The sequence below is a fragment of the Desertivirga xinjiangensis genome (genome assembly GCF_024436435.1).
GTDB classification, from domain to species: Bacteria; Bacteroidota; Bacteroidia; order Sphingobacteriales; family Sphingobacteriaceae; genus Desertivirga; species Desertivirga xinjiangensis.
In genome coordinates this window covers 24,781-47,496 of sequence record NZ_JAFMZP010000014.1, presented here as the reverse complement: position 1 = coordinate 47,496, position 22,716 = coordinate 24,781, and the positions used below count along the sequence as shown (strand labels likewise).

Here is a 22,716-nt window from a genome sequence, read left to right as displayed (position 1 = left end):
AAAGTGGCTAGATTAACAAAAAATCAAAAAAAGGCACTATCCAAAATTGAGGCTGGTAAGTCTTACTCTTTACAAGATGCTTCTGCATTAGTTAAAGAAGTAACTACCACGAAATTTGATGCTTCTGTAGATATTGACGTTCGTTTAGGCGTTGATCCTCGTAAAGCAAATCAAATGGTACGTGGTATTGCTACCCTTCCTCATGGTACAGGTAAAACTGTTCGCGTTCTGGCTTTGGTAACTCCCGACAAGGAGGAAGAAGCTAAGGCTGCAGGAGCAGACTACGTTGGCCTGGATGAGTATATTGCCAAAATAGAAGGTGGATGGACCGATGTGGATATCATTATCACCATGCCTAGTGTGATGGCTAAAGTAGGTAGACTTGGACGTATTTTAGGTCCGCGTAACCTTATGCCTAACCCTAAATCAGGAACTGTGACTACTGAAGTAGGAAAAGCAGTAACTGATGTTAAAGGTGGTAAGATTGATTTCAAGGTTGATAAAACCGGAATCATCCATACTTCAATAGGAAAAGTATCTTTCCCTGCTGATAAGATTTATGAGAATGCTTTGGAGGTTCTTCAAACGCTATCAAAATTAAAACCATCATCAGCTAAAGGAACATATTTTAAGAGTATCCATATCTCTTCTACTATGTCCCCAGGAATTGAAATTGAAACTAAAACAGTAGCGGGGATCTAATCATGAGAAAAGAAGAAAAACAAGAAATTGTTCAAGCTTTAACCGAGCAGATCAAAGAATACGGTAATTTTTATATTACTGATACTTCTGACCTTACTGTTGCTAAGATTAACAACATCCGCCGTAAATTCTTCGAAAACGGAATTTCTATTCAGGTAGCAAAAAACACTCTTATCCGCAAGGCTTTTGAGGCTGCTGGAATTGATTCTCCTGAGTTAAACGGTGTGTTAAAGGGTTCTTCTACGATTCTTTTTTCTACAGTAGCAAGTGCTCCTGCAAAATTGATCAAAGAATTAAGAAAAGGTAATGATAAGCCTTTAGTTAAAGGTGCTTACATCGACACAGCTGTATTTGTTGGAGATAATCAACTTGATGCTCTGGCTACGCTTAAATCGAAAGAGGAACTTGTTGGCGAGATCATCGGATTGTTGCAATCGCCTGCTAAAAATGTTGTTTCTGCTCTTAAATCAGGTGGAACTACTATCGCAGGATTAGTTAAAACATTACAAGAAAGAGGTTAAGTCAGACACCTGAAAGTTCTGACAATTAAAAAAAGTATTGAATTTTAAAATTTAAATAAAATGGCAGATTTAAAAGCGTTTGCTGAACAATTAGTAAACTTAACAGTTAAAGAAGTTAACGAATTAGCTCAGATCTTAAAAGATGAATATGGTATTGAGCCTGCTGCTGCGGCTGTAGCTGTTGCTGCTGGTCCTGCTGCTGATGCTCCTGCTGCTGCAGAAGAGAAAACTGCATTTGACGTGATCTTGAAAGAAGCTGGTGGTCAGAAATTAGCTGTTGTTAAACTAGTTAAAGATCTTACAGGTCTTGGTCTTAAAGAAGCAAAAGATCTAGTTGACGGTGCACCTAAAGAATTAAAAGCTGGTGTTGCTAAAGACGAAGCTGAAGCTTTGAAGAAACAATTAGAAGAAGCAGGAGCTGTTGTTGAGATTAAGTAAGCTCTTAACTCAATAGATTAATGGATTAGACTCCGACTTTCGTCGGGGTCTATTGCCATTTGTATTGTACCCATTTTTGTTTGACTTACAAGATTGGGGATAATCCCGAAATAAGTCACAGTTTAGTTTAAACTAAAATCTTAATCCATTGGCAAACAAAAATCAAAGCGAAAGAGTAAATTTTGCGACCAGCAAACACGTGATCGATTATCCCGATTTCCTGGATGTGCAACTGCAGTCTTTCAGAGAATTTTTCCAGTTAGAGACGACTTCAGACAACCGTCATTCGGAAGGTTTGTTTAAAGTGTTTGCTGAAAACTTCCCAATCTCTGATTCAAGAAATATCTTTGTATTAGAGTTTCTTGACTATTTTATTGATCCGCCTCGCTATGATATACAGGAATGTATTGAGCGTGGCTTAACGTACAGTGTTCCGTTAAAAGCCAAACTTCGTTTGTCTTGTAATGATGAAGAGCACGAAGATTTTGAAACAATTGTTCAGGATGTGTATTTGGGTACTATCCCTTACATGACTCCAAAGGGAACTTTTGTGATCAACGGAGCTGAACGTGTAATTGTTTCCCAGTTACATAGATCCCCGGGCGTGTTTTTTGGACAAAGCCGTCACACCAACGGAACTAAGCTATATTCAGCCCGTGTTATTCCTTTCAAAGGGTCCTGGATTGAGTTTGCTACAGACGTAAACAACGTGATGTATGCATACATTGACCGTAAGAAGAAATTCCCTGTCACTACGTTATTACGTGCCATCGGTTACGATTCTGATAAAGACATATTAGAGTTGTTCGAACTGGCCGACGAAGTTAAAGTAAGCAAATCCGGATTGAAGAAATTCGTTGGACGTAAGCTTGCTGCAAGGGTTCTTAAGAAGTGGGTAGAAGATTTTGTAGACGAGGATACTGGTGAGGTGGTTTCTATCGACCGTAATGAGATCATCCTTGAAAGGGAAACCATACTTGAAGATGACCATATCGATATGATCATTGATGCCGGAGTAAAAACAGTTATCCTTTCTAAGGATGATGCCTCCAGCAACGCTGATTATTCAATTATATATAATACTTTACAAAAAGATACATCTAACTCCGAGAAGGAAGCGGTAGAGCATATTTACCGTCAGCTGCGTAACGCTGAACCACCTGATGAAGAAACAGCCCGTGGTATCATCGACCGTTTGTTCTTCTCTGATAAGAGATACGATTTAGGTGATGTAGGCCGTTACCGTATCAACCGCAAGTTGAAACTTGATACTCCTGATGAGACCAAGGTTTTAACCAAGCAGGATATCATCGCTATTGTTAAGTATCTGATCAAATTGATCAACTCAAAAGCTGAGGTGGATGATATTGATCACTTATCAAACCGTCGTGTACGTACAGTGGGTGAGCAGTTATATGCTCAGTTCGGTGTAGGTTTGGCACGTATGGCGCGTACTATCCGCGAGCGTATGAATATTCGAGACAACGAGGTATTTACGCCTACGGATCTTATTAATGCTCGTACACTTTCTTCTGTGATCAACTCGTTTTTCGGAACAAACCAGTTGTCACAGTTTATGGATCAGACTAACCCACTTGCAGAGATCACACATAAACGTCGTCTTTCTGCCCTTGGGCCAGGTGGTCTTTCCCGTGAGCGTGCAGGTTTTGAGGTTCGTGACGTGCATTACACGCATTACGGTCGTTTGTGTACGATCGAAACTCCGGAAGGACCGAACATCGGTTTGATCTCTTCACTATGTGTACATGCTAAGATCAACAATTTAGGTTTCATCGAAACCCCTTACCGTAAGGTGGATAATGGCCGTGTTGTTGTTGAAGAGCCGGTTATCTATTTATCTGCAGAGGATGAAGAAGGTAAAACAATTGGCCAGGCAAATGCAAGATATAGCGACGAGGGACACTTTGAAACACCGAATGTAAAGGCACGTTTCGAAGGTGATTTCCCGGTTATTGAGCCAGAGCGTTTAGATTTGATGGACGTTGCTCCTAATCAGATCACTTCTATCGCGGCTTCTTTAATTCCGTTCCTTGAGCATGATGATGCTAACCGTGCATTGATGGGATCAAACATGCAACGTCAGGCGGTACCATTGCTTCGTCCTGAAGCACCTATTGTTGGTACTGGTCTGGAAGGTCGTGTTGCCCGCGATTCACGTACATTGATCAATGCAGAAGGAAGCGGTGTGGTTGAATACGTTGATGCCAATGAAATACGCATCAGTTACGACAGAAATGAAGACGATAAATTGGTTTCTTTTGAAGGAGAAACTAAGTCATACCGTTTAACTAAGTTTAAGAAAACCAACCAGAGTACTTGTATCAACCTGAAGCCGATCGTTAAGAAAGGTCAGAGAGTTGAAAAAGGTCAAGTATTATGCGAAGGCTACGCCACTCAGGATGGAGAGCTTGCTCTTGGACGTAACCTTAAAGTGGCATTCATGCCTTGGCAAGGTTTCAACTTTGAGGATGCTATTGTGATCTCTGAGCGTGTTGTATCTCAGGACATCTTTACTTCGCTTCATATTGAGGAATTTGAATTAGAGGTTCGTGATACCAAACGTGGTGAGGAAGAATTAACACCAGATATTCCAAACGTTTCTGAAGAGGCTACGAAAGACCTTGATGAAAACGGGATTATACGGGTTGGTGCTGAAGTTAAAGAGGGTGATATTCTTATTGGTAAGATCACTCCGAAAGGAGAGTCTGATCCTTCCCCTGAAGAAAAACTGCTTCGCGCGATCTTCGGTGATAAGGCTGGTGATGTAAAGGATGCTTCATTAAAAACTCCTCCTTCTATCAACGGTGTAGTTATTGACACTAAGTTATTCTCCAGAGCTAAAAAGACATCAAAAGCCGAAGAAAAATCTGCGCTGGATAAGCTTGATGCAGGACACTTCCGGGCTGTAAAACAGCTTAAGGATGCCTTGATCGATAAGTTGTTTACCATTGTAAATGGAAAAACTTCTCAGGGAGTATTTAATGTATACAAAGAGCTATTAGTACCTAAAGGTGCAAAGTTCACTCAAAAGATGCTTGTAGAGCTTGAGTACGCCAACATTAATCCGACTAAGTGGACCACTGACGAGGATAAAAATGAGTTGATTAAGCAATTACTTCATAATTATAACATTAAGCTTAACGAAGAGCTTGGTGCATATAAACGTGATAAGTTTGCAATCAGCGTGGGTGACGAGCTTCCATCAGGAATTGTTCAGATGGCCAAAGTGTACATTGCTAAGAAACGCAAGTTGAAAGTAGGTGATAAGATGGCGGGACGTCACGGTAATAAGGGTATTGTTGCCCGTATTGTTCGTGATGAAGATATGCCATTCCTTGAAGATGGAACGCCTGTTGATATCGTTCTGAATCCGCTGGGTGTACCTTCCCGGATGAACCTTGGACAGATCTACGAAACTGTTTTAGGCTGGGCAGGTAAAGAGCTGGGTATGAAGTTCGCAACGCCGATCTTTGACGGTGCTTCTCATGAAGAAGTTGAAGAATGGGTAGCTAAAGCGGGTGTACCTGCTTCAGGCAGAACATATTTATATAATGGCTTAACAGGCGAGCGTTTCGATCAGCCGACCACAGTAGGTATCATATACATGCTGAAATTAGGTCACATGGTTGATGATAAGATGCACGCACGTTCAATCGGACCATACTCATTGATTACACAACAGCCATTGGGTGGTAAAGCTCAGTTTGGTGGTCAGCGTTTCGGTGAGATGGAGGTTTGGGCACTGGAAGCATTTGGTGCAGCTAACATCCTTCAGGAGATCCTTACAGTGAAATCTGATGATGTTGTAGGTCGTGCTAAAACATACGAGGCTATTGTTAAAGGTGAAACTCTTCCAACTCCTTCTGTTCCTGAATCATTCAATGTATTGGTTCACGAGTTAAGAGGTTTAGGACTGGATATTACACTGGATTAGTTAAGAGTTTAAAGTTGAAAGTTTAGGGTTAACCCAGCTTTCAACTTTATACTTTCAACTTTTAACTTAAAAAAAGAGCTATGTCTTATAAAAAGGATAATAAAATAAAAAGCAACTTCACCTCGATTACCATCAGCTTAGCGTCTCCGGAGTCTATTCTTGAGCGTTCAAGTGGTGAAGTTTTGAAACCGGAAACGATCAACTATCGTACCTATAAACCGGAGCGTGATGGTTTATTCTGCGAGCGCATTTTTGGTCCGGTTAAGGATTACGAATGTCATTGCGGTAAATACAAACGTATTCGTTATAAAGGTATCGTCTGCGACCGTTGTGGTGTTGAGGTAACTGAGAAAAAGGTGCGTCGCGAGCGTATGGGACACATTAACCTTGTTGTTCCTGTTGCGCATATCTGGTATTTCCGTTCTTTACCTAATAAGATCGGTTATTTGCTGGGTCTTCCCACTAAAAAACTAGACCTTATTATTTATTACGAACGTTACGTTGTAATTCAACCAGGTATTAAAGAAGCTGACGGAATCTCTAAAATGGATTTCCTGACTGAAGAAGAATACCTTGATATCTTAGATACTCTTCCTAAAGAGAACCAATACCTTGATGACAAAGACCCTCAGAAGTTTGTTGCCAAGATGGGTGCTGAAGCTCTGGAGGAGTTATTAAAGCGTATTGAACTAGATCAGCTTTCTTACGATCTTCGTCACCAGGCTGCGAATGAAACATCTCAGCAACGTAAGAATGAAGCGTTAAAACGTCTTCAGGTTGTTGAAGCATTCCGCGGTGCTCGTGCCAACATTGAGAATCAACCAGAGTGGATGATCGTTAAGATCGTTCCTGTAATTCCACCAGAATTACGTCCATTGGTTCCTTTGGAAGGTGGTCGTTTTGCTACGTCTGATTTGAACGACCTATACCGTCGTGTGATCATCCGTAACAATCGTTTGAAGAGACTAATCGAGATCAAAGCTCCTGAGGTAATTTTACGTAACGAAAAACGTATGTTACAGGAAGCTGTAGATTCCCTGTTCGATAACTCACGTAAAGTAAACGCGGTAAAAACTGAAGGTAACCGTGCTTTGAAATCTCTTTCAGACATTCTGAAAGGTAAACAAGGTCGTTTCCGCCAGAACTTGTTAGGTAAACGTGTTGATTACTCTGCCCGTTCTGTAATTGTTGTAGGTCCGAACCTTAAATTACATGAGTGCGGTTTACCAAAAGATATGGCTGCTGAACTTTTCAAACCATTCATCATTCGCAAGATGATCGAAAGAGGTGTGGTTAAAACAGTTAAGTCAGCAAAAAAAATCGTAGACCGTAAGGATCCGTTAGTTTGGGATATATTAGAGAATGTTCTCAAAGGACACCCTGTATTACTAAACCGTGCTCCTACGCTTCACCGTTTGGGTATCCAGTCCTTCCAGCCAAAATTGGTTGAAGGTAAGGCTATCCAGTTGCATCCATTAGTGTGTACTGCATTCAACGCCGACTTCGACGGTGACCAGATGGCGGTTCACGTACCTCTTGGTCATGCGGCTATTCTTGAAGCTCAGGTTTTAATGCTTGCATCACACAATATTCTTAACCCTGCGAACGGTACTCCGATTACGGTTCCTTCACAGGATATGGTTTTAGGTCTTTACTATATTACTAAAGGCCGCAGAACGGACGATAAACGTGTGATGAAAGGCGAAGGCCAGATTTTCTACTCTGCTGAAGAGGTGATCATTGGCTACAATGAGAAAAAAGTTGACCTGCATGCTTTCATTAAGGTTAAAGCAAAAGTTAAGGAGAAAGACGGTTCGATCGTTAGTAAACTAATAGATACAACTGTTGGCCGGGTACTTTTCAATCAGCATGTTCCTGAAGAGGTTGGTTATATCAATGAGCTATTAACTAAAAAATCTCTTCGTGACATTATCGGTGAAGTTGTAAAGAATACCGGTATGGCCCGTGCAGCACAGTTCCTTGACGATATTAAGGAATTAGGCTTCCAAATGGCATTCCGCGGAGGCCTGTCATTTAACCTGCAGGATCTTAATATTCCTGAAGCTAAAGCTAAGTTAATTGGTCAGGCAAGTCAGGAAGTTGAAGAAGTAATGAATAACTACAATATGGGTTTCATTACTAACAACGAACGTTACAATCAGATCATCGATATCTGGACTCGTATCAACAACCGTTTAACTGCAAACGTGATGGAGATCTTGTCTACAGATAACCAGGGTTTCAACTCTGTATATATGATGCTTGATTCTGGTGCCCGTGGTTCTAAAGAGCAGATTCGTCAGCTTTGCGGAATGAGGGGACTGATGGCAAAACCTCAGAAATCCGGTTCAGGTGGTGAAATTATCGAGAACCCGATCCTTTCTAACTTTAAAGAAGGACTTTCGGTACTCGAGTACTTTATCTCTACTCACGGTGCGCGTAAAGGTCTTGCGGATACGGCGTTGAAGACAGCGGATGCTGGTTACTTAACCCGTCGTTTGCATGACGTTGCTCAGGATATGATCGTTGGGGAAACAGATTGCGGGACCTTAAGAGGGATTTTCACAACTGCTCTTAAAGACAACGAAGATATCGTTGAACCACTTTATGATCGTATTTTAGGTAGAACATCTCTTCATGATGTATACGATCCTATTTCTAATGAGCTGCTGGTTGCAGCAGGTCAGGATATTAATGAGGATACTGCTGCTGGAATTGAAAATTCAGCACTTGAAGGAATTGAGATTCGTTCAGTATTAACGTGCGAAAGCAAGCGTGGTGTTTGTGCTCTTTGCTACGGACGTAACCTTGCTACCGGTAAACGTGTTCAGGCAGGTGAAGCTGTGGGTGTAATTGCTGCACAGTCAATTGGTGAGCCTGGTACTCAGTTAACACTTCGTACCTTCCACGTGGGTGGTACCGCATCTAACATTGCTGCTGAATCGCAGATTAATGCCAAGTTTGATGGTGTAATTGAATTCGAGAATATCAGAACCGTACCATACGAAACCGAAGAAGGACCTGTTGATGTTGTTCTTGGCCGTTCAGGTGAGTTCCGTATCGTTGATCCGAATTCAGGCCGTGTGATCATGACTAATAACATTCCTTACGGATCTTACTTGTACGTAAAAGAAGGAATTAAAGTAACGAAAGGCGACAGAATCTGTAGCTGGGATCCATACAATGCTGTTATCATCTCTGAGTTCACTGGTAAAGTTGAGTTTGAAGCGGTTATTGAAGGTGTTACCTTCCGCGAAGAGTCTGATGACCAGACAGGTCACAGAGAGAAGGTGATCATCGATACCCGTGATAAGACTAAAAATCCGGTTATTAAGATCATGGACAGCACTGGAAGCACTGTAAAAGGTTATAACATTCCGGTAGGAGCTCATATCGCAGTAGATGAAGGCGTGAAGATCAAGATGGGCGAGATAATTGCTAAAATACCTCGTTCAACTGGTAAAACCCGTGACATCACCGGTGGTCTTCCTCGTGTAACGGAGTTATTCGAAGCCCGTAACCCTTCTAATCCTGCTGTTGTAACGGAGATTGATGGTGTGGTAACCTTGGGAGGTGTTAAACGTGGTAACCGTGAAATTTCAATTGAGTCTAAAGACGGACAAATCAAGAAATACCTGGTGCCACTTTCTAAGCACATCCTTGTACAGGATAACGACTTTGTGAAGGCTGGTATGCCATTGTCGGATGGTTCTATCTCTCCAGCAGACATACTGTCGATCAAAGGACCTGCAGCGGTTCAGGAATACCTGGTTAATGGTATTCAGGAAGTATACCGTTTACAGGGGGTGAAGATCAACGATAAGCACTTTGAAACTATCGTACATCAGATGATGCAGAAAGTTAGAATTCAAGATCCGGGCGATACCCGATTCCTTGAAAATGACGCTGTAGACCGCTGGGATTTCACTATCGAAAACGACGATATATACGACAAAAAAGTAATCACTGATCCAGGGGATTCTACTACATTGAAGGCAGGACAGATTATTTCTGTACGTAAACTTAGAGATGAAAATTCTATATTAAAGCGTAAGGACATGAAACTGGCCGAGGCTAGAGATGCAATTGCTGCAACTTCTAGTCCGTTGCTGCAAGGTATTACCCGGGCATCTCTTGGTACTAAGTCATTTATTTCGGCGGCATCCTTCCAGGAGACGACGAAGGTTCTTAATGAGGCTGCAATCAGTGGTAAGCGCGATAACTTACTAGGTCTGAAAGAAAACGTGATCGTAGGTCACCTTATTCCTTCAGGTACTGGTCTGCGTAGCTACGATCGGATTATAGTTGGATCTCAGGAAGAGTACGACAAACTAATGGCATCTAAACATGAAGATGTTGAAGCCTAGAAAATAGATGCTATTTATAAAATTAAAGTCCTCCCTCGTGGGGGACTTTTTCATTTTAAAACATTACAATTACGCATATTGTACTTAATTTATAAACTTTTCCCAGTAACTCGACAGTATTGGAACAAAATCTAAATACGGAGATCTTTTAAATGGGACTTTGTTAAATTTACATTATGGAACCTGACAACAACGAAAATCAACTTAATATAGAACTCTCGGAGGAGATTGCTGAGGGAATATATTCTAACCTTGCTATTATTACCCATTCAAATACCGAGTTTGTGCTCGACTTTATACGGGTTATGCCTGGGGTACCGAAGGCAAAAGTTAAGTCAAGAATTATTCTTACACCTGAACACGCTAAGAGGCTATTGAACGCCCTTGACGATAATATTGAAAAGTTTGAATCTGTAAATGGCAGAGTGAATGTGCAGGAAGAAGGCGGAGGGTTACCTCTTAACTTCGGAGGACCTACGGCCCAGGCCTAGTAACGAATATTCATATATGAAAGGACAAAGCTAAAGTCTTGTCCTTTCGTATATGTACTCTAATATTTCAGAAAACGCACATGGTTCAAACCATGCAAACCCGCTATCTTTCCTAAACCAGGTAAGCTGACGTTTTGCAAACCTCCGGGTATTTTGTTTGATACTTTCAACAGCCTCAGTGAGTGTTATCTCACCTTTTAAATACTGAAATACTTCAGTATATCCAACGGTGTTTAGTGCATTGAGGTTCTGATATGGCACAAGACTTTTCACTTCATCTATAAGCCCGTTTTCAATCATTTGGTCAACTCTCAGATTTATTCGGCTATACAGGGTTTCCCGGTCGGTATTCAGACAGATCTTGACACTATTGAAGTTCCGTTTATTAATGGCGTTTTTCCGGTAGGAAGAAAACGGGAATCCCGAACTGATACAGACCTCAAGTGCTCTGATTAAGCGCTGAGGATTGTTTAAATCTACTTCCTGATAGTAACCCGGATCCAGCGCGAGAAGCTTCTCCTGGAGGGCTTTGATCCCATGTTCCGCAAATAATTTGTTCAAGTTCTCCCGTATCGCCATATCTGCTTTAGGTAAAACATCAAAACCTTCAGTTATAGCTTTAATGAATAAGCCTGAACCCCCAACAAGTATTACAATGTCATGAAGCTTAAAAAGCTCATCCAAAAGTGTCAGCACCTCCGTTTCGAAATCACCAACTGAGAAGGGCTGGTCGATAGAATGAGAGTTTATAAAATGATGTTTTACCTGGGCTAACTCATGATCAGACGGCTTTGCCGTGCCAAGAGTCATCTCGCGGTAGAACTGTCTTGAATCCGCAGATATAATCTCTGTTTTATAGTGAAGGGCAAGTTTTATGGCAAGATCCGTTTTGCCTATTGCAGTAGGGCCTGCAATCACGATAAGGGTTTTTGGAGAGTCCATGATGTATGATCATGACCAGGCTTAACCTAGTCATGACCGTTTTTTTTAGTAATCTTCCTTATTGTTGCTTCCAAAGTCCTCGGAATCGAAGTTGTCATTATCGGAAAATTCATCCATAAATTCATCTTTTTCTTCTTCCTCTTCCTCAGGTGCGTCTATACCAAGGTCGTCCACGCTTTCCAGATCATCAGCGTCTTCAGGAGCGTACTCCATCTCATTCAGGAAATCAAAATCTTCAGGTTCTTCACCGCCACCCACTGGGACAACAATAGTCCCTGCTGGTTTAGGTGCTTCACCCATACTTCTAAATAAAGAAGGATAGTCTTTTCCCTGTTCCAGATCGAGGATCTTGATCAGCTCTACGTGAAAGTCGAAGGGACGGTCAAAGTTGTATGTATAGTAAAACTTTTGGTGGGGATCATCTATAAAGCGGTTAAGCTTAGTTCCATGCATTAAAGTGACACCACGATCAAGTTTGCGCTGGGTGGGTAAATAGGCAATTTCGTCACCCTTTATCCATTGATCAGTACTAACATAGAAAGAGGAGGATTTCTCGGCATTATAACCAGTACTCTTATGTATGGCAATATGTAAGTCCTCAAATGTTTGAGTGGATTTTATATCTATTTCCCGTATCACATCATCGTAATCTTCAAAAGAAACCCGGAATCTGTAAATAGCCATGATCAATTTTAATTTTATGCGAAATAATAAAATTAGACTAACATTAACGCCTGTTTTATTATAAAGTTTGGTTTTTATTAATTTATATGAGTTATCGGACTGAGTCCCATTTGTTTTGCCTTCGTAATCATGTACCGAAAAGCATCCTCTCTTGTATTTCCTATTTCTCCCTCAAGAATTGCCTCTCTGATCTGGTTTTTGATTATACCAACTTCTTTGCCTGCTGGAATTCCAAAGGTCTCCATAATATCGCTGCCTGAAACGGGAGGTTGCCAGTTCCTTATCTGGTCGCGTTCTTCAACATCTTTGAGCTTTTGCTTTACAAGCTCAAAATTTTGACGGTACTTTTTCTTTTTATACTCGTTTTTGGTAGTTACATCTGCGTGGCAAAGCATCATTAAACTATCAATATCTTCCCCCGCATCAAACAGCAACCGCCTTACTGCCGAATCGGTGACGACTTCCTGTGCCAGTACAATTGGTCGCAGATGTAGCTGAACCAGCTTCTGCACATACTTCATTTTCTCATTTAGGGGGAGTTTTAATTGATTGAAGATCTTCGGAACCATGCGCGCCCCTTTATCTTCATGACCATGAAATGTCCAGCCGTGGTTCTCTTCAAAACGCTTGGTTGCCGGTTTAGCTATGTCATGTAATATTGCAGCCCAGCGAAGCCAAAGGTCGTCACTTTGTTCTGCAATATTATCTAAAACTTCCAGGGTATGATAGAAATTATCTTTGTGCCCTTTTCCTTTTATATACTCAACGCCGTAAAGAGCCGTCATTTGTGGAAATATAAGATGCAGCAACCCTGAGTCAAAAAGGAGTTTAAATCCTAGGGAGGGTTTAGGCGACAGTATAATTTTATTCAGCTCGTCGGTGATTCTCTCTGCCGAAACAATCTTTATCCTGTCTTTATTAGCTTCTATAGCTTTGAATGCGCTCTCCTCTATAGCAAAGTTTAGCTGGCTTGCAAAACGAATCGCCCGCATCATCCTGAGAGGGTCATCTGAAAAGGTTTCCGTGGGATTTAATGGGGTTCTTATTAATTTGTGTTCCAGATCACTTGTACCCTGGAAAGGATCAAGGAGCTCGCCGAAGCTACTTTTATTCAGGGAAAGCGCCATGGCATTAATTGTAAAATCCCGGCGCTTCTGGTCGTCGTCTAGTGTTCCGTTTTCAATTACGGGTTTTCGTGAATTTGAACGGTATGATTCTTTTCTGGCGCCTACGAATTCCACCTCGAGGTCATCAAAGCGAAGCATCGCGGTACCAAAGTTCTTAAAGACATTAACCTGAGCCCTTAGGGCCTCAGCGGCTTTCTCTGCGAAATCTATCCCGTTTCCAAGCACTAAAATATCGATGTCTTTAGACGCCCGCTTTAGAAAAAGATCTCTCACATATCCGCCTATAACATAAATTTCAGTGCCTGTTTTTTCAGCCAGCGCACTAAGTTTTCTAAATATCGGATAATCGAGATGTTGTTTCATAAAAAAACAATTGCAAGCCCTGCGTTCAGAGAAAGCAATAGATGCAAAAATAATTATTTGTCTGTATTAACGCCTAATAAAGGCAAATCGGCCATCAGGCTCTAATTTCATAATAGTGGAAGGTTGTTTTTCGGAGGTGACATCCTGCTCGAAATTAACTACATAATCTACACCTTCAAGGATTGATGCTGAAATGTCGCCGAATATTTTTGGGCTTGGTTCTCCACTCACATTAGCAGAAGTAGAAACAATAGGTTTGCGGAAACGCTGAATAAGTTGCTGGCAAAATTGGTGTTTAGCCACTCTGATCCCTACACTGCCATCTGCATGGATCACATTTTTCGCCAGATTTTTCGCTCCGGAGTAGATAATAGTTAATGGATTTTCGGCGTACTCGATCAAGTCGTAAGCGATGGCGGGAACTTCTGTTACATAACTCTCCAATTTGTTTTCCGTGTCGAGTAGAACGATCAGGCTTTTGGCGGCATCTCTGCCTTTGATATTAAATATGCGCTCAACGGCAGCTTCGTTAGTTGCATCGCAGCCGATACCCCAAATAGTGTCTGTAGGATAAAGAATTACTCCTCCCGCATTCAGGATTTCGAGAGCCTTTTCGATTTCTTTTTTAAGCATTAGTAAGTGCCTTTTGATAGGTGTGCATTAAGTTTGCAGCTAAATGTTTTTCGGAAAAGCATTGTACATGTTTGTAACCAGCTTCTATCATTTCTTCCCTTTTAGATGGATTGTTAATAATGCCATTGATATGCCATGCTAACTGAACCTCATCTTGAGGATGTACATAGCAGCTGCCCGGTCCGCCTGCCTCTTCAAGACATGAGCCTGTTGCTGCAATCACAGGAATGCCAGAATTAAGTGCTTCTATTATCGGTATGCCAAAGCCTTCGAACTCCGAGGGATATACAAATACTTCTGCGCATTGGTAAATCACAGGAAGATCTTTTAACGGAACGTTTTTTAGAAAAACGACCCGGTTATGTAATCGGTTGGCTTCAATGTATTCTTTGACTTCTGTGGCGTAATCTGTCTCGCGTCCTATGACCACTAATTTGATTTCGTCTGGAACAGCTTTCAAAGCTCTTACGGACAACAACAGGTTTTTACGCTCTTCAATAGTGCCCACTTGCAGGAGATATCGTGCCGGAAGCTCATATTCGCCCCGGATAATCAATTTTTCGTCTTCAGTAGCTGTGGTTTGAAAAATAGAATTACAGCCCTGGTACACTACGTCTACCTTGTTTTCCGGGATGTTGAAGAAACTTATTATATCTGATTTCGTTTGTTCGCTGACTGCTATTATCCTTGTGGCATTCTTGCAGGCATACTGGAATTTATACCTATATATCGTTCGGTCGATGAGCGGGTAGAATTCCGGAAATCTCAGAAAGATCAGATCATGTATAGTAACGATCGAAGGTATCTTGGATCTGGAAATACCCACCGGAAGTTCGTTACTTAATCCATGATAGAGATCAATTTTGTCTTTTCGCAGATCACCCACGATGCCCAGTGTTCTCCATAAAGTCGGGTTGCTTAGACTACCCGGATGCCTGAAATGGACGTTGTCAGGGATACTAACCGTGTTTTGAGGACGTTTGGCTGCATATAAGGAGTACCGGTGCTCTGAATAGTATTGAGCAAGCAAATCCAGGACAAACCGGCTGTAGTTGCCCAGTCCTGTAAAATTTTGAATTGCTCGTTTTCCATCAAAGCCAATATGCATGAGTACTTAATAATAGTTTAAAAGTTGCATACCCAGAGTGAATGCTCTAAAATATACAACTTTTATTTCATAAAAGAAAACTAAACGGCAACATTATGCTCCCGTAAAGCATCATTAAGAGACGTTTTTTTGTCTGTAGACTCTTTACGCTGACCGATGATCAGGGCACAGGGCACCTGGTATTCTCCGGCTGGAAATGTTTTGGTATAAGAGCCGGGAATAACCACGGAGCGGGGAGGAACTGTACCTTTGTATTCAACAGGTTCAGGTCCGGTGATGTCAATTATTTTAGTTGAAGCGGTTAAGCAAACATTCGCACCCAAAACAGCCTCTTGTCCAACCCGTACACCCTCTACGACGATGGCTCTGGATCCGATGAAGCAATTGTCTTCAATAATAACCGGTGCAGCTTGTACGGGTTCAAGCACTCCACCAATACCTACGCCACCACTTAAGTGAACATTTTTACCTATTTGGGCACATGATCCAACTGTAGCCCAAGTATCAACCATCGTTCCTTCATCAACGTAGGCGCCAATATTAACATAAGAAGGCATCATAATTACACCCTTTGACAAGTATGCTCCGTAACGGGCTGTAGCCTGCGGAACAACCCTTACGCCTAGATCTTTAAAGTTAGTTTTGAGCTTCATTTTATCATGGAAAACGAAGGGCCCTACTTCTATAACTTCCATTTTCTGGGTTGGAAAATATAGAATCACAGCTTTTTTAATCCAATCATTTACATGCCATCCACCAGCAACAGGCTCAGCTACGCGAAGCTCACCTTTGTCCAGCATTAAAATTACTGTTTCAATGGCGTTTGCATATTCCGGGAAGGTAATGAGGTTACGGTTATCCCAAGCTTCTTCAATCTGTTTTTTTAGTTGTGGTATCATTTATAAGAATTTTTGGCAAAGTAACGGTTTTTTGAGGAGTTTTGTAAGCAAATGGCTTAGTTTGCTAACTGTGGTGGTCAGTCATTAAATCTTCTACACAAAATGTCGGATAAAGATAAGCTTAGAATTGATAAATACCTTTGGGCGATACGTGCCTTTAAAACAAGAACACTCGCGACTGAGGCTTGTAAAGCCGGTCGGGTAAAGCTTAATGGCCAAAATGTCAAGGCTTCGAGAGAAGTTAAGGTTGGTGAGGTATATCTTGTATCGAAAGGAATTGAGAAAAGGCAATTAAAAGTTAGCGGCTTGCTCCATAACCGGGTTGACGCAAAAACTGCCGTAAATTTTTACGAGGATTTAACGCCTGCCGAACATCGCCAGGCTTTCAAGTCGGCGTTTCATTCTCCGGTACTAAGCCGTGACAGGGGAACCGGGCGGCCAACGAAAAAAGACAGGAGAGAAATAGATGATCTGTTAGACGATGACGTTAGTCAGGATTCAGAAGGCTGGTTTGATGAAGACGAGTAGCTCCAGAGATCGGGTTTAGTAATCAATTTTAAGGTCTGATAATCTCCATTGTTCAAAAGCATTACTAGCCTCTTCTCTTAATATCTGAATTAGTGGTACGCTTCTGTTTTCAATAGAAAGCTTCAGCTCGTCATAAATAAACTTATCATTGAACCCTACCAAACATGCGTCATGTTTGGTGTTGGCATAATATATCTTTGATATCCTTGACCAGTAAATAGCTCCGAGGCACATTGGGCAAGGTTCACAACTTGTGTAAATAACACAATCACTCAGGTCGAAGGTTTTAAGCTTTTTTGCTGCTTTTCTGATGGCTGAAATTTCCGCGTGGGCTGTTGGGTCAATTTCGGTAGTTACTTTGTTAGCACTTTTAGCGATGAGCTTTCCGTTTTTTACAATTACAGCTCCAAAAGGACCACCGATAGCTTTGCTTACGTTATCCTCAGAAAGCTTTATCGCGATTCTCATGAATTTCTCATGTAGTTTACTATCTTCCATATTCCTTCAAAAGGAAACCCCAGCTTAAAGCCGGGGTTTGTAAATTTCATTAAAAATAAAAGAAAGTACGGGCTGAAACTATTTTTTCTCCTTCTTATAGGCTTCGTTTAATCCAGTTGTTACTTCTTTAGTAACGTCAAGGCTTTCATCGGCGAACAGTACAGAGGGGTTAGCTTTAGAGTAGGTGAGAACCAGCTTGTAGCCTTTTTTCTTAGCATATCCTTTCAGATAGTCCGCAACTTTATCGTATAGTTTTTCGTTTTCTGCAGCTGATTCATTAGCCAGGGCTGAACTTGCATTTTGATTAAACGCTTCAAGCTCCTGTTGTTTACGGGCCAGGCGCTGTTCAGTTGTTGCTCTTTGGTCGGCACTCATTGTTTGAGCATTCTGACGATATTCAGCAACTTCTCTCTGAAATGCATTTCCCTTTGAGGTAAGATCGGTTTGCGCCTTCTTTGATTTTGCTTCAAGTTTGGTTCTGATGTCTTTGTAAAAGTCTGCATTTGCAACTAAAGAGTCGGAATTAACAAATACAATTTCCTCGGTTTTCTTATCAGGAGCTGCTTTACTTTCGGCAGTGCTTGTTTTCGGTTGTTCTTTATTGCAGGAAACTACAATAGCCGCAAACATTAATCCTGCACTTATTTTTGAAAGTGTTAACAATGACTTGTTCATCTTTTTAATATTTTAGGCAAAGATAAGTTTTCGGTTGAAGTATGAAAGAGGAACTTTGAGTTTGCCGAGGGCTGTTATATTAAATTCAAACGCTGGTAATTCGTGACTTAACTCATTATTTTCTCAACAAGTAACGTTAATGCCAGTCGAAATCGTTATTTTTGAAGCTATTGTTTAATTCAAACTATGAGCGAAGAAACAGAAGACAAATCTAATTATTCGGCGGACAATATACAGGTTTTAGAGGGTTTAGAGGCAGTGCGGAAACGTCCGTCCATGTATATTGGCGATACAGGTGTTAAAGGTTTGCATCATCTGGTATATGAAGTGGTTGACAACTCCATTGATGAGGCACTTGCAGGCTATTGTGACGATATACAAGTAACCATACATAAAGGTAATTCTATAACAGTGGCCGATAACGGTCGCGGTATTCCTACAGGTATCAATAAAAAGGAAGGTAAATCAGCATTAGAGATTGTAATGACTGTTTTACATGCCGGTGGTAAGTTTGACAAAGATACCTATAAGGTTTCGGGCGGTTTGCATGGCGTTGGTGTAAGCTGCGTTAACGCCCTGTCAACCCATGTAAAAACCGTTGTACATCGCGAGGGTAAGATTTTCACCCAGGAATATGAGCGCGGAAAGCCGATGTTTGAAGTGAAGGAAATTGGTGAAAGCGGCCGTACAGGCACTATCCAAACCTTCCAGCCTGATCCGGAGATATTTACTGCAACAACCGAATACAAGTATGATACGCTTGCTGCCCGTTTACGCGAACTATCATTCCTGAACAAAGGTATCCGGTTAACGCTTACAGATGAGCGTGAGGAACTGTCTGAGGGCGGTTATCTGTCTGAAGAGTTTTATTCCCAGGGTGGGTTACGCGAATTTGTTAAGTACCTTGACGGAACCCGCACTCCGCTTATTCCGGAACCGATATATGTCGAGGGAGTAAAACAAGGAATTCCGGTGGAGCTTTCATTGCAATACAATGAGACCTATTCAGAAAATGTTCATTCTTACGTAAATAATATCAATACCGTTGAAGGCGGTACGCATGTGGCGGGCTTCCGTAGAGGTTTAACCCGAACATTAAAAGCTTATGCGGAAAAGTCGGGCTTGCTGAAGAATATGAAGGTTGAAATTACCGGAGACGATTTCCGTGAGGGCTTAACCGCTGTTATATCTGTAAAGGTGCAGGAACCTCAATTTGAGGGACAAACCAAAACTAAGCTTGGTAACAGCGAGGTGATGGGTGCAGTTGATGTTGCAGTAGGGGAGATTTTAGGAAATTACCTGGAGGAGAATCCGAAGGAGGCGAAGTTAATTGTCAACAAAGTCGTCCTTGCCGCAACTGCCCGGGCAGCTGCCCGGAAGGCTCGTGAGATGGTCCAGCGTAAGAGCGTTATGGGAGGCTCTGGTTTGCCAGGAAAGCTTGCTGATTGTGCTGATAAGGATCCGGCTAAGTGCGAGTTGTACCTTGTAGAGGGTGATTCTGCGGGTGGTACCGCCAAGCAGGGGCGCGACAGAAACTTCCAGGCGATTCTTCCACTAAAAGGTAAGATCCTCAATGTGGAAAAGGCAATGGAGCATAAGATCTACGAAAACGACGAGATCAAGAATATATTTACTGCCCTGGGGGTAAGTATAGGAACTTCAGAAGATGCCAAAGCACTAAACCTTGAAAAACTTCGTTACCACCGGATTATAATTATGACGGATGCTGACGTGGATGGATCTCACATTACAACTCTTATTCTGACATTCTTCTTCAGATATATGAAGGAACTAATAGAGTTTGGATATGTTTACATTGCCGCTCCTCCGTTATATCAGGTGAAAAAAGGTAAGGAGTTTGAATATGCCTGGAATGATGTTCAGCGCGATGCTGCTGTTCAAAGGTTAAAGGGTGCTGGTAAAGAGGATAGTGTTCATATTCAGCGTTATAAAGGATTGGGTGAGATGAATGCTGAGCAGTTATGGGAAACTACCTTAAATCCGGAAACACGTACATTAAGGCAGGCAACAATCGAGAACGCTGCAGAGTGCGATCATATATTCTCCATGTTAATGGGGGATGAGGTTGCTCCTCGTCGTGATTTTATAGAGCGTAATGCGAAGTATGCACGGATAGATGTTTAGGTTTTAGCTATAATAGTGAAAGGGGTTTAGTTTTTAATTAAGCCCCTTTTTTGTTGCTTTTGCGCTGTTAACGCCTAGGGTGTTTAAGCACATTAATACCTGCGTTCTGATTATTGATCTTATAAAACATTAAGTCGGCAATTGACGCTGCTTTCTGTTTCGCTTCCGAGGCGTTCAGTCCTTCAAAGTGCTCATCTATCGTTGCAAAGAACAGAGATTTCCACTGGTCGAAATGTTTTGGTTTTAGGGGGAACTCACGGTTGAGCTTAAAATGGGTTTCCATAGGGTTCCCCTTAAATCCTTTGTGGCCAAGTATTATTGTCTCAAAAAAATCATACATTTTCGGCAAATGATACGCCCAGTCTACTTTGGCTACATCGTTAAAGATGGGGCCGATTAAATCATCCTGCTGGACCTTTGAATAAAACGAATTTACCAATACTTCTACATCCTCCCTGGTTTCGATATCTTTTTTCATCACAGTGATTATTAATAGCCCGTAACTGATTTTTAACAATCAGGATGAGAAATAGTAAATGAGATTTTTTTTGAGAAGTAATCAATAATTGCTCCATAATTCATAAGTATATCTCCGCCAATAACGCCAATAACCGGCCCAACATCCATTTGTTCATATGCATGATTAATTGAGGCAAGGTCCAGCACGGCAGCTTCAAAATGTTGCAATTTCAGATCACCTATAGTGATCTCAGGAATAACGACACTATAACTTGCCATGGAGTTAGTTCCGAGGCCTGTAGACAAGCGGTCACTTAACAGCAAGTGCTCATGATCGATATATTCCTCAATAGTATTCTTATCTATAACCGTTCGCGAAGCTCCCGTATCTACAACAGCTCTGAATACCGTATGAAAAACAACGACTTCCACCAAGAGATGGAAGCCGTCATCATGAAGATTTAAAACGTTTAAGGGGACTTCAATGGTGTTCATTTAATCCAGCTTTTGCCTGCAGACCCATTAAATCAAATTTGATTCCGTGAGAACATTATTCATTGAACGTACGGCGTCCGCGCTCTTGTTAAAGGCCGCCTGCTCTTCAGCGCTTAAAGGAAGGTTAATGATCTTTTCAGCACCGTTTTTGCCGATAACCACTGGTACTACCAGGGAGATATCCGACTGTCCATATTCACCATCCAGGGCAACACCGCTTGAAATCAGCTTTTTCTGATCCCGCAAGATACTTTCAACCATAACTGCAGTGCCTGCACCAGGTGCATACCATGCAGAAGTACCAATCAGCTTAGTTAAAGTTGCACCTCCCACCATGGTCGCTGCAACTACTTTATCCTGTTGTTCCTGACTCAATAATTGGGTTACAGGGATGCTGTTCCACGTTGCATGTTTAATCAATGGAATCATGGTAGTATCACCGTGACCACCAATTACCATAGCATTTAAATCTGCTGGTGAACAGCCAAGTTCCTGACTTAGATAAAATTTGAAACGTGCGGAATCTAAAGCGCCTCCCATGCCAAGAATCCTGTTTTTAGGAAGCCCCGAGGTCTTTAATGTTAAATAATTCATAGTATCCATCGGATTGGATACTACTATAATTATCGTATTTGGTGAATATTTTAAAATGTTTTCTGTTACCGATTTCACTATGCCGGCGTTGGTGCCAATAAGCTCTTCTCTGGTCATGCCGGGTTTGCGGGGTAAACCGGAGGTGATAACAACTACGCTCGAGTCTGCAGTGGCTGCATAGTCATTGGTAACTCCTCTGATCTTAGAGTCAAAACCAAGCAAAGCTGCTGTTTGCATCATGTCAATTGCTTTGCCTTCTGCAAAACCTTCTTTAATGTCTAATAAGATAAGTTCTTCGGACAATGCTTTTCTGGCTATATCATCAGCACAAGTTGCGCCAACTGCTCCAGCTCCAACTACTGTTACTTTCATTCGATTTTTTTAAAGGTTATTTCTGCCTAAGTTAAAAAAAATGACATAGTAATCGAATCTTTTGGGATAAATTGTAGCGTTTTAAAAGTAATGTTCGTCACTAATTTAAACAAAGACAATAACAGCGAAATGTCCCTAATGCTTGATATATCAGGATTTGAAGCACTTTTCCAGGTGAATTATCAGTCGCTGTGTGCCAGCTCGTTCCGGATCGTTCAGGATAAGGATATCGCTGAAGATATCGTGCAGGATGTTTTTTACAGGCTTTGGGAAAAACGGGACAGCTTAATCATTACCTCATCCCTCAAAGCATATCTCTTTCAAAGTACTATTAACCAGTCTCTCAACTACATCAAAAAATATAAGAATGCATTGAAGCGTGAAGACCTTTATGGCTCAGAAACGATGGAAGACGTCAATGATGTTGAGCAGGCCATGGCCTTAAAGGAGGTGAACCAGCGGGTGGAAGCAGCAGTTAAGGCCTTGCCAGAAGCTTGCCGGATGGTTTTCATATTGAGTCGTTATGATCAGCTGAGTTACAAAGAAATTGCATCAAAGTTAGACATCTCTGTGAAAACTGTTGAAGGCCAGATGTCTAAAGCCCTCAAACATCTTCGTTCCTGGCTTCTTACAGGATTATCTCTAATAAATCTATTTTTTTTCTAATATACGTAAGGGTATCGGTCATCCGTACTGTCTTATTAATAAACAGTAATTGTT

At 41.5% G+C, this 22,716-nt stretch carries 20 protein-coding genes; 9 read left to right on the top strand and 11 right to left on the bottom strand.

Annotated elements, in window-relative coordinates; genetic code table 11:
• Positions 1-3 precede the first annotated feature (3 nt).
• The 6 genes from rplA to J3P37_RS21985 all read left to right on the top strand — a co-directional run bounded on the left by rplA (position 4) and on the right by J3P37_RS21985 (position 10,474).
• Positions 4-702, top strand: a complete 699-nt coding sequence (gene rplA, locus J3P37_RS22010; RefSeq protein WP_256014085.1) for a 50S ribosomal protein L1 — start codon at positions 4-6, stop codon at positions 700-702.
• A 2-nt stretch (positions 703-704) separates the two neighbouring features.
• The gene (rplJ, locus tag J3P37_RS22005) at positions 705-1,223 is read left to right on the top strand and encodes a 50S ribosomal protein L10 (RefSeq protein WP_256014082.1); all 519 of its coding nucleotides are present in this window, start codon (positions 705-707) and stop codon (positions 1,221-1,223) included.
• Positions 1,224-1,283: 60 nt separating this feature from the next.
• Positions 1,284-1,661, top strand: a complete 378-nt coding sequence (gene rplL / locus J3P37_RS22000; RefSeq protein WP_256014080.1) for a 50S ribosomal protein L7/L12 — start codon at positions 1,284-1,286, stop codon at positions 1,659-1,661.
• A gap of 148 nt (positions 1,662-1,809) precedes the next feature.
• Positions 1,810-5,616: a DNA-directed RNA polymerase subunit beta gene (gene rpoB / locus J3P37_RS21995; protein WP_256014078.1), complete on the top strand. Its 3,807-nt coding sequence runs from the start codon at positions 1,810-1,812 to the stop codon at positions 5,614-5,616.
• An 80-nt stretch (positions 5,617-5,696) separates the two neighbouring features.
• On the top strand, positions 5,697-9,983 hold the full coding sequence (rpoC, locus tag J3P37_RS21990) for a DNA-directed RNA polymerase subunit beta' (protein ID WP_256014075.1): 4,287 nt from the start codon (positions 5,697-5,699) through the stop codon (positions 9,981-9,983).
• Between the two features lie 176 nt (positions 9,984-10,159).
• Positions 10,160-10,474, top strand: a complete 315-nt coding sequence (locus J3P37_RS21985; RefSeq protein ID WP_256014073.1) for a DUF3467 domain-containing protein — start codon at positions 10,160-10,162, stop codon at positions 10,472-10,474.
• 30 nt (positions 10,475-10,504) lie between these two features.
• On the opposite strand, the gene miaA is transcribed toward J3P37_RS21985, so the two are convergent.
• The 6 genes from miaA to J3P37_RS21955 form a co-directional block, all read right to left on the bottom strand.
• Complete coding sequence (gene miaA / locus J3P37_RS21980; RefSeq protein ID WP_256014070.1) at positions 10,505-11,416, bottom strand: tRNA (adenosine(37)-N6)-dimethylallyltransferase MiaA; 912 nt, start codon at positions 11,414-11,416, stop codon at positions 10,505-10,507.
• Between the two features lie 45 nt (positions 11,417-11,461).
• Positions 11,462-12,100 carry an IS1096 element passenger TnpR family protein gene (locus tag J3P37_RS21975; RefSeq protein WP_256014068.1) on the bottom strand — a complete coding sequence of 213 codons (639 nt, stop codon included), beginning with the start codon at positions 12,098-12,100 and terminating at the stop codon, positions 11,462-11,464.
• 77 nt (positions 12,101-12,177) lie between these two features.
• The gene (locus J3P37_RS21970) at positions 12,178-13,590 is read right to left on the bottom strand and encodes a CCA tRNA nucleotidyltransferase (protein ID WP_256014065.1); all 1,413 of its coding nucleotides are present in this window, start codon (positions 13,588-13,590) and stop codon (positions 12,178-12,180) included.
• Between the two features lie 66 nt (positions 13,591-13,656).
• Positions 13,657-14,223 (bottom strand): L-threonylcarbamoyladenylate synthase, encoded by a 567-nt coding sequence (locus J3P37_RS21965; RefSeq protein ID WP_256014063.1) that lies wholly within the window; start codon positions 14,221-14,223, stop codon positions 13,657-13,659.
• Positions 14,216-15,331 (bottom strand): glycosyltransferase family 4 protein, encoded by a 1,116-nt coding sequence (locus J3P37_RS21960; RefSeq protein ID WP_256014061.1) that lies wholly within the window; start codon positions 15,329-15,331, stop codon positions 14,216-14,218. Before J3P37_RS21960 ends, J3P37_RS21965 begins: the two co-directional genes overlap by 8 nt.
• 80 nt (positions 15,332-15,411) lie before the next feature.
• Entirely contained in the window at positions 15,412-16,230 is an 819-nt protein-coding gene (locus tag J3P37_RS21955; protein WP_256014058.1) for a 2,3,4,5-tetrahydropyridine-2,6-dicarboxylate N-succinyltransferase, read from the bottom strand.
• 102 nt (positions 16,231-16,332) lie between these two features.
• Between J3P37_RS21955 and J3P37_RS21950 the strand changes: the two genes are divergently transcribed.
• The gene (locus J3P37_RS21950) at positions 16,333-16,758 is read left to right on the top strand and encodes an RNA-binding S4 domain-containing protein (RefSeq protein ID WP_256014056.1); all 426 of its coding nucleotides are present in this window, start codon (positions 16,333-16,335) and stop codon (positions 16,756-16,758) included.
• Between the two features lie 15 nt (positions 16,759-16,773).
• Here the strand turns inward: J3P37_RS21950 and J3P37_RS21945 are convergent, their stop codons facing one another.
• Positions 16,774-17,256, bottom strand: a complete 483-nt coding sequence (locus tag J3P37_RS21945) for a nucleoside deaminase (RefSeq protein ID WP_256014054.1) — start codon at positions 17,254-17,256, stop codon at positions 16,774-16,776.
• Between the two features lie 78 nt (positions 17,257-17,334).
• The gene (locus J3P37_RS21940) at positions 17,335-17,931 is read right to left on the bottom strand and encodes an OmpH/Skp family outer membrane protein (protein ID WP_256014052.1); all 597 of its coding nucleotides are present in this window, start codon (positions 17,929-17,931) and stop codon (positions 17,335-17,337) included.
• 186 nt (positions 17,932-18,117) lie between these two features.
• On the opposite strand from J3P37_RS21940, the gene gyrB reads away from it, so the two are divergent.
• Positions 18,118-20,076: a DNA topoisomerase (ATP-hydrolyzing) subunit B gene (gyrB, locus tag J3P37_RS21935; RefSeq protein WP_256014050.1), complete on the top strand. Its 1,959-nt coding sequence runs from the start codon at positions 18,118-18,120 to the stop codon at positions 20,074-20,076.
• A 67-nt stretch (positions 20,077-20,143) separates the two neighbouring features.
• Here the strand turns inward: gyrB and J3P37_RS21930 are convergent, their stop codons facing one another.
• The 3 genes from J3P37_RS21930 to mdh are packed head-to-tail and all read right to left on the bottom strand — an operon-like array spanning position 20,144 to position 21,996.
• Positions 20,144-20,554, bottom strand: coding sequence for a group III truncated hemoglobin (locus J3P37_RS21930; RefSeq protein WP_256014048.1), 411 nt, complete (start codon positions 20,552-20,554; stop codon positions 20,144-20,146).
• A gap of 32 nt (positions 20,555-20,586) precedes the next feature.
• Positions 20,587-21,030: a retropepsin-like aspartic protease gene (locus J3P37_RS21925; RefSeq protein ID WP_256014046.1), complete on the bottom strand. Its 444-nt coding sequence runs from the start codon at positions 21,028-21,030 to the stop codon at positions 20,587-20,589.
• A gap of 27 nt (positions 21,031-21,057) precedes the next feature.
• Entirely contained in the window at positions 21,058-21,996 is a 939-nt protein-coding gene (gene mdh, locus J3P37_RS21920) for a malate dehydrogenase (RefSeq protein ID WP_256014043.1), read from the bottom strand.
• Positions 21,997-22,086: 90 nt separating this feature from the next.
• Between mdh and J3P37_RS21915 the strand changes: the two genes are divergently transcribed.
• On the top strand, positions 22,087-22,662 hold the full coding sequence (locus tag J3P37_RS21915) for an RNA polymerase sigma-70 factor (RefSeq protein ID WP_256014041.1): 576 nt from the start codon (positions 22,087-22,089) through the stop codon (positions 22,660-22,662).
• Positions 22,663-22,716 lie beyond the last annotated feature (54 nt).